The sequence below is a fragment of the Candidatus Eremiobacterota bacterium genome (assembly GCA_031082125.1).
Lineage (GTDB): Bacteria > Vulcanimicrobiota > CADAWZ01 > CADAWZ01 > Ess09-12 > Ess09-12.
Genome location: JAVHLM010000004.1, coordinates 37,896 through 54,490 on the forward strand (window position 1 = coordinate 37,896; position 16,595 = coordinate 54,490).

A 16,595-nucleotide genomic window follows, 5' to 3' on the forward strand; every position below is an offset into this window, starting at 1 on the left:
CCCATGTTCGTAGGAGACTGGCCTGCCGAGAGGGAGCGTTTCACTCCTGACTCTCCCTGCCTCATCGATTCCCCGATGGGAGCCGCCATGTCCTTCAGGGACTTCTCCCGGAAGGTGAAAAGGCTCTCCTCATTTCTCTTCAGGAATCTGAAAATCCTGAAAGGGAAGCGGATCGCCATAATCTCGGAGAATCTGCCCTTTCATTTCGAGCTCTTTTTTGCCGCGGCGAAAATAGGCGCCGTGCTTGTGCCCCTCGATGCTTCGCTTGATGAAGAGACATTTCCTGGCCTGCTTGCCGATGCGGACCCTGAGGTCATCTTCCTCTCCTGGAATAAACGCGCCCTCGTGGAGAGTTTTTCCGCGCTGCAGGCGCTCCGCCATTGCTTTATCCTCAGCGGGGAAGGGGAATTTGATGAACCGGCAATAGAGAGAAGCAGGGTAAGCGATTCACCGGCAGAGGTGGAGCTCCTGCTTGAGGATCCCCTCATGCTTGTCTATGAAAAAAGAGAAGACCTGGGCTGGATCGGCTCAATCGTTCCGCAGGGGATGGTGGCCTGGAACGCCATAAATACCATTATTACCTGCGGCCTCTCTCCCAGAGACCGGACAGTCCTCGCACTTCCTTTCGGGGAGAAAGACGGCGCCCTGCTTCATGCCCTTCCCCTTTTCCTTGCGGGGGGGGCCACGGTGCTTCCAGGCGGCCAAGGCACAGCAAGGCCTCTCGAGAGCCTCTGCGGGCTCTACGGCATTTCCCTCCTGGCCATGAGAGCCTCCCAGTGGAGCGACCCTTCCAGGAGCGCGAAATTGCTGGCAGCTTCGCCGCTGAGACATCTCCTTTCCTCCGACGGGCCCCTCGATGACAAGGCTTTCACGAGCCACCTCACCCATGGGCTCTTTGTCGCGCCGGGCTTCGTGAGCGCCCAGGCTGGCCCGGGGAACTTTTTTGTCACGGCCTCCGAGCATGAGAGGCACCCGGGCTCAGTGGGACGACCTCTCTTCCATGTCGAGGCCATAGTGGGCGACGAAGAGGCAAAAGCCCTCGAAGCAGGCGAGGAGGGTGAGCTTTTTCTGAGGGGCCACCACCTCTTCTCAGGCTATTGGAACAGGGCCACGGCAACCCGGAAGGCCTTTGTGAAGTGGTGGCTCAGGACGGGCATAAAAGCGGCATGCCGCGGCGGTTATTTTTATCTCACCCTCCGCCCGCCCATCCGATAAGGCAGGGTGTCAGCGTGCAAGGTCGTCGGTCAAGGGAGGGTCATGAAGACTCAGGAACGAGAGGAGGGCTTCGTTGAACTGCAGCGGCTTTTCGATGGGCGGCACGTGGCCGCAGTCCTCAATGACCTTGAGCTTCGAGCCCTGTACCGCATGGTGGATCCTCTGGGCGTAGCGCGGCGGCGTGAGGAGGTCCTCTTCGCCCACGATGAGCAGAAGGGGTGACTTCACCTCCTGAAGGTTCACCGTGGCATTGTACTTGAGACTTTCTATGGTGTTGCTCTTGAGGGCCTCCCTGTCGTTTCTCCTGAAAACTTTCTTGAAAATATTTATCTTTCTGTCATGGTGCTTTATGAAACTGTTGGAATAAAGCCATGGGAGGGCCACGTCAAAACGCAGGTCAAGATCGCCCTTATCCTGGGCCTCTATCCAGCTCAGCATGGTTTTCTCCAGGAGAGGATGGGCTTCCGTCGTTGTGTCGGAGACCACGAGGGACCGGACACGCCCGGGAAAGTGGGCTGCCAGGTAGAGGGCAATATACCCCCCAAAGGAGTGTCCCACCAGGTGGGCTTTATCTATGGAGAGGTGATCCAGAATGGCCATGAGGTCCGTCATGTGCTCATAGCCCGTGTAGCCTTCAGAAGGCTTGCCCGACCTGCCCTGGCCGCGGCAGTCATAGACAATGACCCGGTACCGGGCGCTGAAGACGGTGACCTGATTGCTCCAGCACTCCAGGCTCGAGGTGAGGCCGTTTATAAACACGAGGGGAGTGCCGGCGCCATGGGTTTCATAGTAGATACCAAGGGTGTCGCTTACGGCAAGAATCGGCATTGAAAACCCCTTTCAGGGAGGTTTTCTCCGCCCTTCCCCTTTTTCCTCTCGCTTCTCAGTTGCCTGCAGCTTCTTTCAGCTTCTCCACGTCGATAGAGGAAACAAGACAATTTACTTGTCGGTAATTGTGAGATCTTTGCGCCGTTTCTCAGTTGCCCGCAGCTTCTTTCAGCTTCTCCACGTCGAGATGGGTGACAAGATCCTTATACTTGCCTATAAGATCATAAGGGAACCAGTGGTAGCCGAAGTTGTCCATCTCTTTCTTTGCGCCGTCCGCTGACCATCCCTCTTCGACTCTCCGGTAAACAGCCGCCATGACACCAGTCCTGTCCTTGCCTTCCTTGCAGTGCATGTAGACGGGCTGATTCTGGCCGTCTTTCACTGTCCTGAGGAACTGCACCATCTGCTCTTCAGTGGGACGCTTTCCTGGCTCAATGGGAAGCTCCACATACCCTATCCCCAGCTTTTTCAGCTCCTTGGCCTCCTTTTCCCTCTCCCCGGCAGTGGTCCTGAAGTTGATGACAGTCTTTACCCCCATGTCCTTGAGGGTCTTATAGCCTTCTTTCGTGGGCTGGGCGCCGCGGTAGAGTCCCTCGGAGAGCTTTCCCGCGTTTGGAAGGCCCGGGAGGCTTATGGGCTTTGCCGGCTCTTCACCTGCGGGAGAAGAGGTCTCAAGTCCCGCCTCGGGCGCCCCGGTGGGGAACTGGCGTGCGGGATGGAGAGTCTCCCCGGGAGAGGCGGCCCGCTCCTTGAGGAGCGTATCGGAAAAAGACACGCTGTCAAGAGGCTCATTGAAGGATTCCTGCCCCGGCTGCCCTTCTTGCTCCAGGAGGCCTGGAGGGTAATGAGTCCACGGTGTGTCTATTTTTTCTGAGCCGATGCCAAGGCTTTCGATCATTGAAGGGCACCCCCTCTGTTCCTGACGGGTCTTACCTTGTATATCAGGAAAGAGATGCTCCTAATCAAGCTTTTTCAGTGTAAAAAATAAGTAAACTCCTTTAAAAAGATGTTAAACTTTTATCCAGCTTCCTCCTCAGGCCCCCATTTTCAGCACGGCCCTGAAATGGACCTTTGAGGAGATCATTTTCCCAAAGGCCGCGGGGGCCTCTTCCAGGGAGAAGATCTCCACCATGGGCATGATCTTGAAGCGGAGGCTGAAATCTATGGTCTCCTCGAGGCTGCCTCCGGCAAAGCCCCTGATGGAGCGCTCGCCCATCAGCAGTTGGAGAGGGGAGACCTCGATCATTTCACTGACGCCGGCGACAATGACAGCCTGCCCGCGGCGGGCGAGGCCTCCTATGAGGGACGATATGGCTTTACTGTCAGGGGCCGTGCAGAGAAGCACCGCGGCGCCTCCCATTTTATTGAGCTCCTTCGCACCGTCGGCAGCCGTGGTGTCTATGTAGCAATGGGCTCCCAGCTTGAGGGCCAGTTCCTCCTTCTCTTTGCCGCGGGAGAGGACCACAGGCCTGAAGCCGAATTTCGCGGCGTACTGCAGGGCGAGATGGCCCAGTCCCCCAAGCCCGTGGATTGCCACCAGGTCGCCGCCTTTTGCCCTGCTCTCCTTCAGGGCGCCGAACACGGTACGGCCGGCGCAGAGAAGGGGCGCACCCGCTATGGGATCAAGCTCTTCCGGTATGCTGATAAGGACTTCGGGGCGCGCGATCATATACTCCGCATAGCCTCCGTCCATGGAGAGGCCTGTCACCTTGGCATTCTCGCAGGCGCCGAAATCACCGCTCCGGCAGGCGCTGCAGTAAAAGCAGTGGCCGCCGTGCCAGCCGACGCCAACCCTCTGGCCGGGCATCCAGCTTGAGACCCTGAGGCCCGTTTTTTCCACAATCCCGATCACCTCGTGGCCCGGCACCCTTGGGTACGTGAGGCCGGGGAAGTGGCCTTCAATGGGGATGAGGTCACCATGGCAGACACCGCATGCCTCGACCTTGATAAGTACCTCGTAATCGCCCGGCTCCGGGATCTCCCTGTGGACAAGCTCAAAGTCTGCGCTGGGACCGCTTACCTGGATTGCTCTCATAGTGAACCTCCTTCGCTTCTTTTCTCTATGCGCCGGGATACCAGATTCCAGGAGGGAGTGGTGAGGAAGCTCTCCTCCATATTGAGCACCATGGTGCGGAACCTTTTCGGGGGCACCGTGAAGGTGATGCTCCAGTCGGGCACCGAAGGCCTTGCCGAGGGATCAAACATGCCCAGTATGGCCCGGGGCTCATCTTTCTTCTTTTCAAGCAGGGGATAATGCACGATGCTCATGCAGCCCGATCCGAAGGGCGTGCCGACATGGCCTTCCAGCGACGCCGCGTCAAAGTTCGCCAGGGTGAAAAGCCCCGAGAGCACGTCGGGCCCCGCGAAGAATATCACCGCCTCAGGCTCGTCTTCATCGGCCAGATGGTCCCACCGTACGAAGGCGATGTATTTTCCGGGCGCCTCAAAGGTAGGCACATGCTTGATGAATTCCTTCACTATCTCGGGGCTCTTCTTGTACCGCTCCCCTTCAAGCTCACCGGGGATACCACAGGAGAGAAAATACTCGAATTTCGGCGCCAGGACCTGGGAATAGCCCAGGTAGCGCTTCCCTCCGGGGCATGTGAGGTTGTCGGCATTGAAAAGAAGCGACTTTCCTTTTCTCACGAGTGCCAGGTCTCCAATCATGCAGCGGTGGCCTTTGGCACTCCTTGCAAGCTCGCCTTTTTTGGGGTTGTCGGTGTAAAAAAAGGCTATGGGGAGCTCAGCCCCGTGAAAATAACGGTCCCAGAGGGAAACAAACTTTTCATGGAGCTCCTTGTTCATCTTTACCTCCCTTTAATGGAGAATATATCTATTCTTGCCATGTCTTCCCTGTAAGAGGGGGAATACCTGTCAGAAAATAGAAAAAGCGCGATGAAAATGATGATACCATTGAGAGCCGGCAACAGGTACCTGCTGCCGGCAAGGTGAGGTTCTCGATAATCTCCGTGAACAGGAAGGAGAGCCATTGCCTGAAACAGAAAACCATGGAGGGTATGATGGCGAAAAGAGGGAGGAACCAAGCGAATCAAGGCACAACACCATAAAGGAGGAAAGAAAATGAGCGATTTGATAGTCCTGGCCTTTAATGACCAGTATAAAGCCGACGAAGTAATGCATGCCCTGATGAAGATGGAGAAGGAGTATCTCGTGGATCTTGATGACGCATGCATAGTGGTCCGCGATAAAAAAGGAAAGGTGCGGCTCAAGCAGGCCTTTGACATGACTGGCGCCGATGCGGCGGGAGGCGGCTTCTGGGGCCTTCTGCTCGGGTTGTTGTTTCTTCACCCCCTGCTGGGCTTCCTCGCGGGCGCGGCGGCCGGGGCGCTCTCGGGTTCGGTATCGGACTACGGGATAGATGATAATTTCATCAAGCAAATCGGCAAAACCATCGAGCCGGGCACCTCGGCGATTTTCCTCCTCGTGAGGAAATCAACGCCCGACAAGGTGCTCCCCGAGCTCCAGAAATTCGACGGAAAAATCATCAGGTCATCGCTTTCCAAGGAAGATGAGGCCAAGCTTCAGGAGGCCCTCAAGGCGAAGCCTGAGCCTGCACAGGCGCCTGCACAGGCATAGAAAAGGTTCTTCCGTGTGACTGTATAGCCGGGATGAAGCCCATCCCGGCTTTTTGCTTTTTTCACATCTCTTGCAGAAAACAAAAAAATGTGCTATTGTATCAGGAATGCCTGATTGTCGCATCTAATCCTATCCAGAGGCAGGCCTGGTTACGTGGAATGAACAATCCTTCGCGCACTTTTCTCATGATGCTGCATCACGCATGCAGGATCGCTCCCGGGAAATTCCTTCCCCTGACGCTCTGCACCGTCCTGTTTCTCTCTGCATGTCTTGTTCCTCTCGTGATGGCATACAGGATGGCTCTTGAGCCTGTGAAATTCCAGGAGAAGTCCGTCTGGATACAGGTGGGGAACCAGATAAAGGAGATTGATGCCAGAATGTTCGAGGTCATTGACGGCTGCGGCTTCACCAGGATCATATTCCTCAACTCTGCCGTCGATGACCGCGGCTATTTCCCCATACTCAGGTCTTGTGCCGCGAAATGCCGGACCAGGGGCATCAAGGTGAGCATGGGTGACCTTGTCTTCAAGGAGGCCTACCTCAAGCACTACTGGGAGCGCAACCCTCAATTAAGGAAAAAGCTCCGTGATGGCACGGTTCCCCTGCACCCCTATTACCGATTCGAGGTGTGCCCGAACAACCCGATAAACCAGCAGTATGTGGCAGACCAGCTCGTAGAGAAAGCGAGGGAGGCAGGAGTCGATGAGGTCCATGTCGATTATGAATGCACTGCCTGTTACTGCCGCTACTGTATCAAGGACTTCCTGCGGGAGTCCGGCAAGGATGCCAGGGATCTCTCGCCGGAAGACCCTGACTGGAGAAACTGGCGATCCTGCAAGACTGCGGCATTCTTCGAAACCCTGGCCAGGAAAATATCGAAAGGGGCCCCTTCCCTTAAAATCTCAGCAACAGCACCTATCATCGGCCCCAGGGGAGGCTTCACCGAATACGGGATCGACCTTCGCTACGAGGATATTGCAGGCTTTGTCGATGAGTTCATTCCCATGATTTACATATCGGAGCTCCTACCCCCCGAGCTCGCGGGGAGAAAGCACCTGGCGGTGAAAAGGAGGCTCAGGGACAGCGTCGTGACGCCCGGCCTCCTCCTTGCCGAGGAAAAGATGGGGAGCACGAAGAATGCGGAGCGCTTCAGAAGGGAGCTCACCTCGGTTTACCGCGCCGGTGCCCGCGGGATAGTGATCTTCGAGGTGCGCTTCATCAATGAAGAGATCGTGAAGATACTCAGGGAGTGCTAATCCTCATAAAGGGCGTTGGATGCCTTTTCCACCGTGGCGTTCTTATGGATGAGCAGGGTCAGCGCACGAACCATCCTTGAGGGTGAATCGTATCCCCAGACATTTCTGCCCATGGCGACTCCCGCACCCCCGGCATCCAGGGACTCTTTTACCATCCTGAAGAGCTCATAGTGGCTCTCCACCTTTTCACCGCCAAGGATCACAATAGGGGCGGGGCACTCCTTCGCCATCTTCCTGAATTCTTCAGCGGCTCCCGGGTAGGCCGTCTTGATGAAATCAGCTCCAAGCTCGAATGCCGAGCGGCAGGAGACGGAGAAGGCTTCGCCCTTGCCCATTTTCTTAGCCCGCTCGCCCTTGGGCATCACCTCCACCAGAAGAGGCATGCCCCAGGAATCGCAGAGATCGGCAATTTTCGAGGCCTCCTCGATAAACTCCCCTTCCCTGGGATGGCCGAATTTAATAGTCATGGCCACCGCATCTGCGCCCCATTTCAGGGCTGTTTCGACGTTCGAGATGACTCGGTCTTCAAAGGAATCCGGGTTGGAGAGAAGCGTAAAGCCTCCCGAGATGCGAAGTATCACCCCCGCGCCCCTGGCGACGGAATCCCTGGCCTTCCCGAGCATTCCCTTCGTGACAAGGATGGCGTCGGCGCCGGCTTTCGTCACCTCGCCGACAATCCGCGAAGGGTCAGCAAGTCCTTCCATTGCTCCCGCGATAGCCGCGTGGTCGAGGGCTATGATGAGGGCCCTCCCGTCCTCCCTGAAAATGTTCTTAAGCCTCAGTGTCTTTCCTGTCACCGCAGTCTCCTTTCTCCGTCGCCGGCAGCTCAAGAAAGCTCTCCCTGAGCGAGGGGTAAAGCTTCTCAAAGAGCGCCACCTTCTCGTGATAAAACTGATGGAGCCCTTCACGGGGCTCAAATACCTCGGCAATCCTGACGAGTCTCCTTGAAGCCTCGATGAGGCTTTGATACAGGCCGGCCCCTTTCCCGGCGATAAGAGCCATACCCAGGGTTTCCCCGTTCACTATGCGGGGGACTTTCACGGGAAGGCCGGTGACGTCGGCCTTGATCTGGCTCCAGAAAGAACTCCGTGCCTGGCCCCCGGAGGTGGTGACAGCCCCGAGTGATGCCCCTTCGCCTTTGAAAAGCTTCGTGATGCTTGCTATTTCATAGGCTACTCCCTCAATGATGGCTCTCGCGAGATCTTCCCTGCGGTGGGCCAGCGAGAGACCGAAAAATACGCCCCTTGCATGGGGGTCCCACCAGGGTGCCCTCGCGCCGGCAAGGTAGGGGAGGAAAAAGAGACCCTTTGCCCCGGGAGGCGACTTTTCCGCTTCCAGGAGGACTTTCTCGTAGGGAGTCCTCCTGTGGTAAAAGAGGTCCTTGTACCATTGGAGTGCTTTCCCTGTTGTCGAGAGCATGGCGCCGATATGGAAGGAAGAGGGGAGAAGAGGATGGGGTATGGTGAAGAAGCCGTGGCCTCTTATGGGAGCTCTCCAGCACAGGTTGACTCCCTGAGTGGTCCCCCCCTTGTCACAGATGGCTCCCTCCTCAAGCGTAGAGGCGCCAAGGAGCACTTCCACGAAATCAGCGCCTCCCGTGCCTGAAAAGACGGGTGTTCCCTCGGGAAGGCCTGTAGCTCTTGATGCAGAGGCGCTCACATGGCCCAGAAGCTCACTCATCAGGGCATAGGGTGGGAACAGGGACCTGTCGAGCCCTGCAGCCTCTATGGTAATTTCATCCCAGGGCCTGAGGTGTTCCGAGCAGAGCGAAGCCTTGATTGTGCCTGTGAGCCTGTAGGTGAGGTAATCAAGGGGCTGCATGAGCCAGCGGATTTCCCTGAAGGTATCGGGCTCCTTGTTTTTCAGCCAGAGTGCCTTGGGGATGTACCAGGCGGCATCGGTCCTGCGGCCTGTTTTCCCTTGAATATAAAGGGCTTCCTCGACAGCGCGGCGGTCCATCCAGATCAGTGATGACCGCACAGGTCTCCCCCTGCGGTCGAGGGCCACCAGGGAGGGCCCGTGGCTTCCCACGGCGATTCCCTTCAGTATTCCCGGGGGTGCCTTGGAAGTGCAGACGGTGAGGACTCTGCAAAAGGCGCGCCACCATTCCCCCGGGTCAGATGTGGCCGCTCCGGGGCACTCTTCTGTGGAGAGGCCGTACGAAGCCATGGAGCAGGCAAGCAGGTCGCCGCTCAGAGAGAAAAACCCGCCTTTGACTTCTGTGGTGCCAAGGTCCAGGCCTGCAAGGTATTCCATGGGATCAGTCCATCTCCACAATTACTCGGTACATTGAAGGGTCAAGCGATGCCGCAATGGCTTTCTCAATATCATGAAGCCTGAACTTCGCCGATATGAGAGGCTTCATGCTGAAGGCCCCTGAATTCTGGAAGCTCACGGCTTTGAAGAAGTCTTTCTCTGTCTTGCTCTCGCTCCCGGTGATGGTTATCTCCCTGTAATGAATCATGTTGGGATCGATGGTGATCTCAATGGGAGGATAGTTGGCTGCGTAAAAACAGACGCATCCCCTCACTGCAACGGCCTCAAGGGCCTGCTGGTGAGGCTTGCTGCCGGGGGTGGTGACAATTACCACGTTGCACCCTGCTCCTTCGGTAAGCTCCTTTATTTTTTCGGGCATATCCTCCACCCCGGCATCAATGACTGCATTGGCGCCGCATTCCTTTGCAGCTTTGAGCTTCTTCCCGTCAATATCGCTTACAATGACGTGGATGCCGTATTTTTTCAGGATGAGGAGGTGGAGAAGTCCCATTGTACCGGCGCCAACGATACACACTCGATGCTCCGGCGAGAGGTGGGTCTGCATGCAGCTGTGAATACAGTCAGAGAGAGGCTCAGTGAGCGTTGCCACGTCGAAGGGAACGGCGTCTTCAATACGGTAGACCTCCTTGGAGGGGAGCACGATAGATTCCGAAAAGCCTCCCAGAATTCCCGCCTTTCCTTTGAAGCGGTTGACACAGTGGTTGCTGTGGCCCCTGCGGCAGAAATGGCATTCCCCGCACCTGTGGAGGAGGTCAAGGACCACCCTGTCGCCCGGCTTCAGAGTGCTGCTCCTGGATTCCTCTACCACACCCGATGCTTCGTGGCCTCCTATAAGGGGGTAATGAATCTTGAGGGCTCCGGTGTATAGGCGTTTTTCCAATGTGCAGATACCGCAGGCTTTGATCTTCACCAGCACCTCGCCCTCATGGAGCGACGGGAGCTCCTTATCGATTATCTCGATATGGCCGGGCTCAGTCAATGAAGCGGCTTTGCAGGTTTTCACAGGCTTCTCCTCTCAGAGGGCTTCTGTGCTCAGACAAAGTTTCGATGGATCCGGTGCAAGGGAGAGTCGGGAAAAGGAACGGGTTTCTCATATTATAACATGGCAGCCATCAGCCCGCAAGATTGTAAATTTTTTGTAATATTTCGTAAAAATATTGCCAAAAGAACCATGATCAGGTATAATAAAAGTAGCCTTAAAAAGTGTTGACAGTATTAACTGAATAACTCTCCGGAGAAAGAAGGGGGAGGAAGCTCATGACCTTCAATCCGATTTACGGTGGCTTCGGCATATCATTCGGCATGGACATGGGTCCCATCCATTCCCGCATGGCCAACCGGGAAATGATGCTCCAGGCCAATGCCTTCATGCCCGTGCAGTGCCCCACGCCGCCGCAGATGCTGGGGCTTACGGGGTTTTACAACAACTGCCTGGGCTCCATCGAGCAGCTCCGCTACGGCTTTCCCATGCCGCCTTCTTTCGGCTTCCTGTCCCAGGCGGGGATGGACCCCATGATGATGAATATGCTCCAGATGCAGCAGCAGAACCAGTATTCAATGATGATGTTCATGATGATGTACCAGCAGATGCAGATGCAGCAGATGCTCCTGATGATGCTTCTCATGCAGCAGGGGAGCCAGTTCGGGCCTGACACCATCGGCAGTCTGCTCGGCGGAAACGGCCAGGGCTCCGGGTGCTGGACCGGCGGCGCCGGCGATACCGGCGGCATCAAGAACCTCCCCTGGAACAGCCAGACAGGCAACAGGCTTGCAGATTACGCCGCCCAGTGGGACGGCAAAAATTTCAAGCCTGGGCAGACCAAGCGCTGCGCTGATTTCGTGAGCACCATGATCGAGCAGTCAGGCGTGGCGCCCAAGGGCTTCAACCACCAGGTGAGCTGTGAGCAACTGCAGAAATACGGCCAGCACGTCAACAAGGATGAGCTCAAGCCAGGCGACGTCGTCTATTTCAAGAACACGTATACCACGGGCAACTACACCCACGTGGGAATCTATATCGGCAACGGCAAGTTCGTGCACCGCCCCACGGCCAATGCGCCATGCAAGGTGGACAACCTGAACAGCAGCTATTATCAGCAGCACTACAGCGGAGCACGAAGGCTCCAATAGGGAGCAGATGCCGGGCGTACGCAAAGGGGCCTCTTGATCGAGAGGCCCCTTTTATTATTCATGTGATTCCACATAAGGGTCCGGCAGGAAACGGCCACAGGCGGGCGGGAAAAAGAAGGCACTCTCCCTTTTGTGTATAATATTTAATTACCGGCGCACGCTACGACATACCCACAGGAGAGGCCACAGAATGAATGTAAACAGCCTGGACTTCAAGATACTCATTCTTGTTCTTGCCACATGCATTACCGTCGGCGTTATCTCGGGGCTCTGGTTCGGCTTCATGGAGGAGAGCCGCATAGTGAAAGATTATGAAGACCGCCTGATAAAAGCAAGCGAACGTTATGACTTGTTCTTCGAGGATATTTTCAAAGAAAAGGAAAAGACCGCCGAGAGGGCAAACCGCGCCGTCATGCAGTCCCTCACGGGGCCTGCCGCCCCTGCAGGCAGAGTAGCCTTCAAAAAAGGCGCCGACGGGGCTTACCGCTTTTCCGATGAGCTTGGCGGCGCCTTTCTGTCAAACAGGACGTCCATGACCCCTGAGATGGAAAAATATGCCGGAGCCCTCCAGGCCATGTGGCCCTCGGTGTACCCATTCATGGAAATGGAGTTTCTCAACTTTTACGTGATACTGAAAAGTTATTTCATATACGAGACACCTAAGGAATGGCCCCTCACGGTGGAAGCCGACCATGACTTCAACAGAGACATCTTTTACCACAGTGCTGACCCTGCAAAGAACCCCGACCATGATCCCGTGTGGACCCCTGTTTACTATGACTCGATCTTTAAAAAGTGGATGACAAGCCTCGTAGTGCCTCTCTATATTGACGGGCACTTTGCCGGCGTCACGGGGAGCGACTACGTGCTTGACGATATCTTCAGGACGATCACCGAAATGGATCGTATCGAGGGAAGAATCAAGGCCTTCATATTCAACAAGGAAGGAGTCATTGTGATCCACCCGGACTATTTAAGCTCCTTTCTTGACAATGAAAAATCAATGAATGCCGAGCTTAATAAGGAGGATATCAAAGATCCGGATCTCAGGGCCTTGATTGACAGGTACCTCAATGAAAAAAAAATTGAGGGCCAGATGATCACTTTCCGCTATAAAGGGAGGGAGCATTTCGCATGCGGAAGGACCCTCGAGCCATCACCTGACGGCTGGCGTCTTATTATTTACACTGATGGCGCTACGGCAAAGAAAGAGCTTAATATCATAAAGCACAGAATCCTCTATGCGATGATCCTTTTCTCGATAGTGATCGGCCTCATCGTACGCTTTGCCTTCAGGAGAACCGTCATTGAGCGCGTCGCGGATCTTGCCGGAGCGGCAGGACAGATTGGCCAGGGGAAGTGGGACGCACCGCTTCCGGCCGACAGCCCTGACGAGATCGGTGCATTGACAAAGGCTTTCAGGGCAATGAGCGCGGAAATCCATTCCCAGGTGACCACCCTCGAGGAGCGCGTCGCTGAGAGAACCAAGGCGCTCGCCATCGCCGAGGAGCGGAGCCGCCTGCTCCTGGAATCTGCAGGCGAGGGAATCTGCGGTGTGGACGGCGGGGGCAAGGTCACCTTTGTGAATCCTGCCGCTCAGAAAATACTGGGCTATTCCGCCAACGAGCTCATAGGAAATGATTTTCATGACAAAATCCATCATTCCCGTGCCGATGGAAGCCTGTACCCCGTCGAGGAATGCCAGATGTATCTGGCATTTACCAGGGGAGTCAGCAATCATATTACTGATGAAGTGCTGTGGCGGAAGGACGGGACGAGTGTGCCTGTCGATTATACGAGTGTTCCCGTCTATATTGCCGGCAAAATTGTCGGGGCTGTTATCACTTTCAATGATGTGACGGAGCGTAAGAAGGCCGAGCAGGAGATCATAAAGGCCAAGGAGGCCGCCGACGATGCCAACCGCGCAAAGAGCGAGTTCCTTGCAAGGATGAGCCACGAGATCCGCACTCCCATGAACGCCATTATAGGGATGAGCCACCTGGCCCTCCAGACGGAGCTCACAAAGAAGCAGCATGACTACGTGACCAAGGTCCACCAGTCGGCCCTTGCTCTGCTGGGCATCATCAATGACATCCTGGACTTCTCCAAGATAGAGGCGGGAAAACTGGACATCGAGTCCGTGGAGTTCGACCTTGAGGATGTCTTCGAGAAGGTGACAAACCTCACGGCCCTGAAAGCCGAGGAGAAGGAGCTTGAGCTCCTCTTCACCCGCGGAGCAGGCGTGCCTGACGCCCTCGTGGGGGACCCCCTCCGCCTGGGGCAGATCCTTATCAACCTCACCAACAATGCCCTGAAATTCACCGAGAAGGGCGAGGTGGTCATCGGCACCGAGGTCGTCGAGAGCGATGAAAAGGAAGTGACCCTGCAGTTCTCTGTCCGCGATACCGGCATAGGCCTCACCAAGGACCAGATTGGACGGCTCTTCCAGTCCTTCTCGCAGGCCGACGGCTCGACGACGAGGAAGTACGGTGGCACTGGCCTGGGGCTTGCCATCTGCAAGAAGCTCGCGGAGCTGATGGGCGGGAAGATATGGGTCGAGAGCGAGCCGGGGAAAGGGAGCACATTCCTTTTCACCATAGTCTTCGGCCGCTCCACCTCCCCGCGGGTGCCGCGCCTGCTGCCTGTCCCCGACCTCAGGGGCACAAGAGTCCTCATTGCTGACGACAGCAGGATCGCCAGGGAGATCCTTGTCAATGCCCTCACCTCCATTGATTTTGACGTGACGGCCGTCGCATCGGGAAGGGAAGCCCTGGCGGAGCTTGAAAGGGATGACGGCGGCAAGCCTTACAAGGTGGTCCTCATAGACTGGAAGATGCCCGGCATGACGGGGACAGAGACCATCAAGGCGGCAAAGAAAAGCGGCAAAATAGCCCATCCTCCCCATTTTATCATGGTGACAGCCTACGGGAGGGAAGAAGTTCTGAAAGAGGCCGAGGAGGCGGGGATAAGCGGCTTCCTTATCAAGCCCGTGAGCAGCTCCATCCTTTTCGACACCATCATGGGAGTGCTGGGACAGGAAGTCCACAGGGCACCCAGGAAGGACAGAAAGGGCGGCTTTGACGGCGAGTTCCTCAAGCCCATAAGGGGAGCGAAAGTGCTCCTCGTGGAAGACAACGAGATAAATCAACAGGTGGCCACGGAGCTCCTGGAGAAGGCGGGGCTTGTGGTGACTGTCGCAGGCAACGGCCTTAAGGGAGTCGAGGCCGTGGCAAAGGATGATTACGACATCGTGTTGATGGACATTCAGATGCCTGAGATGGATGGCTTTGAGGCAACGCGGCAGATCAGGGCGGGCGGGAGGACTGACATCCCCGTTGTAGCAATGACGGCCAACGCCATGGCAGGCGACAGGGAGCGGAGCATTGAAGCAGGGATGAACGATCATGTCACCAAGCCAATTGATCCTGACGAGCTTTTCTCGGCCCTGCTGCGCTGGATAAAGCCCGGCGAAAGGCAAGCCCCTCAAAGCTTCCACGGGCAGGGCGGGGAAGGGGAGAAGCCCGATCTGGCAGCGCAGGAGCTGACAGTGCCAGAGCTGAAAGGCATCGAATGCAAGGCTGGCATCGCCCGGGTGGGCGGCAACGTGAAGCTTTACCTTGATCTGCTGAGGAAATTTGTGAGGGATGCGGCAGGAAGCCACCAGGAGATTCTTGATGCACTGGGTAAAAACGACCTTGTGCTTGCCCGGCGCATCGCCCACACCATCAAGGGAACTTCGGGAAACATAGGAGCTTCCGAAGTATATGATGCCGCGGCGGCAGTGGAGAGCGCCCTGGCCCATGATGAAAAAGAGAAGCTTCCCGGCGCCCTGGAGAAACTCAAGGATCGCCTCATTGAGGTGATAGAGACAATCAGGCCTGCCCTGAAGGAAGAGAAAGAGGAGAAGAAAGGGAGCGCCCTGGGCGACGGGGCGAAGCTCCGCGGGCTTCTGCTGGAGCTCCAGGCCCATGTGCAGAAGCAGAAACCCAAGCTCTGCAAGGAGGCCATGGAGAAAATATCGGCTTACCGCTGGCCTGCCGAATACAGCGGAACCATTGCCCAGCTCGGGCGCATGCTGGGAAGCTACAAATTCAAGGATGCTAAAGACTTGCTGGAAAAGCTCCTTGGCGAGCTGAACGAGAAAGGAGTATGACATGAGCGAAAAACCAAGAGGCACGGTACTTATCGTTGATGACACTGAGGCCAACATCGATATCCTGGTAGAGAGCCTGGGAGATGACTTCGAGCTCCGCGTCGCCATGGACGGGCAGAGCGCCCTGGACCAGGTGGCTGAAGAGGTGCCCGATATCATCCTGCTGGACATCATGATGCCGGGGATGGACGGCTACGAGGTCTGCGAGAAGCTCAAGGCTGCCCACAGGACACGGCTGGTGCCCGTCATCTTTCTCACGGCAATGACTGAAGCCCAGGACGAGAAGAAAGGGCTTGACCTCGGCGCCGTGGACTACATCACCAAGCCATTCAATCCCGGCCTCGTCAAGGCCAGGGTCCGCAACCACCTGGAGCTGAAGCGGTACCGCGATCATCTTGAAGACCTTGTGGCGGAGCGCACCAAGGAGATCACCCTTATGCAGGAGGTGATCATCGAGAGCCTTGCAGGCCTCGCCGAGTACCGGGACCCCGAAACCGGCGGCCACATAAGGCGCACGAAGAATTACGTGCTGCTCCTTGCAAAGCACCTTATGGAGCACAACAAGTATCTTGACGTCCTCAACAGGGAGACTGTTGAACTCCTTTACATGTCGGCGCCGCTCCATGACATCGGCAAGGTGGGCGTTCCCGACAGCATCCTCATGAAGCCGGGAAAGCTCACCGACGAGGAGTTTGCCGAGATGAAGAAGCATACCATCTACGGCCGCGACGCCATAATGACGGCCCTGAAGCGCCTTGGCGAGAACTCTTTCCTGCGCTTCGCCCGTGAAATAGCTGAATCTCATCAGGAAAAGTGGGACGGCTCGGGCTATCCCAACGGCCTCAAAGGCGAGGATATCCCCGTGTCAGGGAGGCTCATGGCAATCGCCGACGTCTATGACGCCCTGATCAGCAAGCGTGTGTACAAGATGCCCTTCACCCATTCCAAGGCAGTAGGTATTATCAGGGAGGGGCGGGGCACCCACTTCGATCCCGGGATGGTTGACGCCTTCCTGGAGCTCCAGGAAGAGTTCAGAAAAGTGGCCATTGAGTTCGCCGATTTCGAAGAGGAGCGCCATGCCCTTGCCGAGGCCGTCAGCGTGTAAAGGAAAATAGTGGAGTCTGTCCCAATTTTATGGT

Annotated in this window: 13 protein-coding genes; 6 read left to right on the plus strand and 7 right to left on the minus strand. The window is 56.3% G+C overall.

Going from position 1 to position 16,595, the window contains the following annotated elements; genetic code table 11:
- Positions 1 to 3: 3 nt before the first annotated feature.
- Positions 4 to 1,215, plus strand: coding sequence for an AMP-binding protein (locus RDV48_05845; protein MDQ7822298.1), 1,212 nt, complete (start codon positions 4 to 6; stop codon positions 1,213 to 1,215).
- A 9-nt stretch (positions 1,216 to 1,224) separates the two neighbouring features.
- On the opposite strand, the gene RDV48_05850 is transcribed toward RDV48_05845, so the two are convergent.
- The 4 genes from RDV48_05850 to RDV48_05865 form a co-directional block, all read right to left on the minus strand.
- Positions 1,225 to 2,043, minus strand: a complete 819-nt coding sequence (locus RDV48_05850) for an alpha/beta fold hydrolase (protein ID MDQ7822299.1) — start codon at positions 2,041 to 2,043, stop codon at positions 1,225 to 1,227.
- 148 nt (positions 2,044 to 2,191) lie between these two features.
- Complete coding sequence (locus tag RDV48_05855) at positions 2,192 to 2,941, minus strand: tyrosine-protein phosphatase (GenBank protein MDQ7822300.1); 750 nt, start codon at positions 2,939 to 2,941, stop codon at positions 2,192 to 2,194.
- A gap of 135 nt (positions 2,942 to 3,076) precedes the next feature.
- Complete coding sequence (locus tag RDV48_05860; GenBank protein ID MDQ7822301.1) at positions 3,077 to 4,078, minus strand: alcohol dehydrogenase catalytic domain-containing protein; 1,002 nt, start codon at positions 4,076 to 4,078, stop codon at positions 3,077 to 3,079.
- Positions 4,075 to 4,848: a DUF169 domain-containing protein gene (locus RDV48_05865; protein MDQ7822302.1), complete on the minus strand. Its 774-nt coding sequence runs from the start codon at positions 4,846 to 4,848 to the stop codon at positions 4,075 to 4,077. The genes RDV48_05860 and RDV48_05865 overlap by 4 nt, the downstream gene beginning before the upstream one ends.
- A gap of 276 nt (positions 4,849 to 5,124) precedes the next feature.
- Between RDV48_05865 and RDV48_05870 the strand changes: the two genes are divergently transcribed.
- Both RDV48_05870 and RDV48_05875 read left to right on the plus strand, forming a co-directional pair.
- On the plus strand, positions 5,125 to 5,640 hold the full coding sequence (locus tag RDV48_05870) for a DUF1269 domain-containing protein (GenBank protein MDQ7822303.1): 516 nt from the start codon (positions 5,125 to 5,127) through the stop codon (positions 5,638 to 5,640).
- A gap of 158 nt (positions 5,641 to 5,798) precedes the next feature.
- The gene (locus RDV48_05875; GenBank protein MDQ7822304.1) at positions 5,799 to 6,896 is read left to right on the plus strand and encodes a family 10 glycosylhydrolase; all 1,098 of its coding nucleotides are present in this window, start codon (positions 5,799 to 5,801) and stop codon (positions 6,894 to 6,896) included.
- Here RDV48_05875 and RDV48_05880 read toward each other — a convergent pair.
- Genes RDV48_05880 through RDV48_05890 form a run of 3 tightly spaced genes read right to left on the minus strand, consistent with a single transcriptional unit; the run spans position 6,893 to position 10,176 of the window.
- The gene (locus RDV48_05880) at positions 6,893 to 7,693 is read right to left on the minus strand and encodes a 2-amino-3,7-dideoxy-D-threo-hept-6-ulosonate synthase (protein MDQ7822305.1); all 801 of its coding nucleotides are present in this window, start codon (positions 7,691 to 7,693) and stop codon (positions 6,893 to 6,895) included. The genes RDV48_05875 and RDV48_05880 overlap by 4 nt on opposite strands.
- The gene (locus RDV48_05885; protein MDQ7822306.1) at positions 7,668 to 9,152 is read right to left on the minus strand and encodes an FGGY-family carbohydrate kinase; all 1,485 of its coding nucleotides are present in this window, start codon (positions 9,150 to 9,152) and stop codon (positions 7,668 to 7,670) included. The genes RDV48_05880 and RDV48_05885 overlap by 26 nt, the downstream gene beginning before the upstream one ends.
- Positions 9,153 to 9,156: 4 nt before the next feature.
- A complete protein-coding gene (locus RDV48_05890; GenBank protein ID MDQ7822307.1) occupies positions 9,157 to 10,176 on the minus strand; it encodes an alcohol dehydrogenase catalytic domain-containing protein in 1,020 nt (339 codons plus the stop codon).
- Positions 10,177 to 10,430: 254 nt separating this feature from the next.
- Here RDV48_05890 and RDV48_05895 point away from each other — a divergent pair, with 254 nt between their 5' ends.
- From RDV48_05895 to RDV48_05905, 3 genes are all read left to right on the plus strand, one after another.
- Positions 10,431 to 11,303: an NlpC/P60 family protein gene (locus RDV48_05895; GenBank protein MDQ7822308.1), complete on the plus strand. Its 873-nt coding sequence runs from the start codon at positions 10,431 to 10,433 to the stop codon at positions 11,301 to 11,303.
- Between the two features lie 190 nt (positions 11,304 to 11,493).
- Entirely contained in the window at positions 11,494 to 15,456 is a 3,963-nt protein-coding gene (locus RDV48_05900; GenBank protein MDQ7822309.1) for a response regulator, read from the plus strand.
- A gap of 1 nt (position 15,457) precedes the next feature.
- On the plus strand, positions 15,458 to 16,561 hold the full coding sequence (locus RDV48_05905) for a two-component system response regulator (GenBank protein ID MDQ7822310.1): 1,104 nt from the start codon (positions 15,458 to 15,460) through the stop codon (positions 16,559 to 16,561).
- Positions 16,562 to 16,595: the final 34 nt, after the last annotated feature.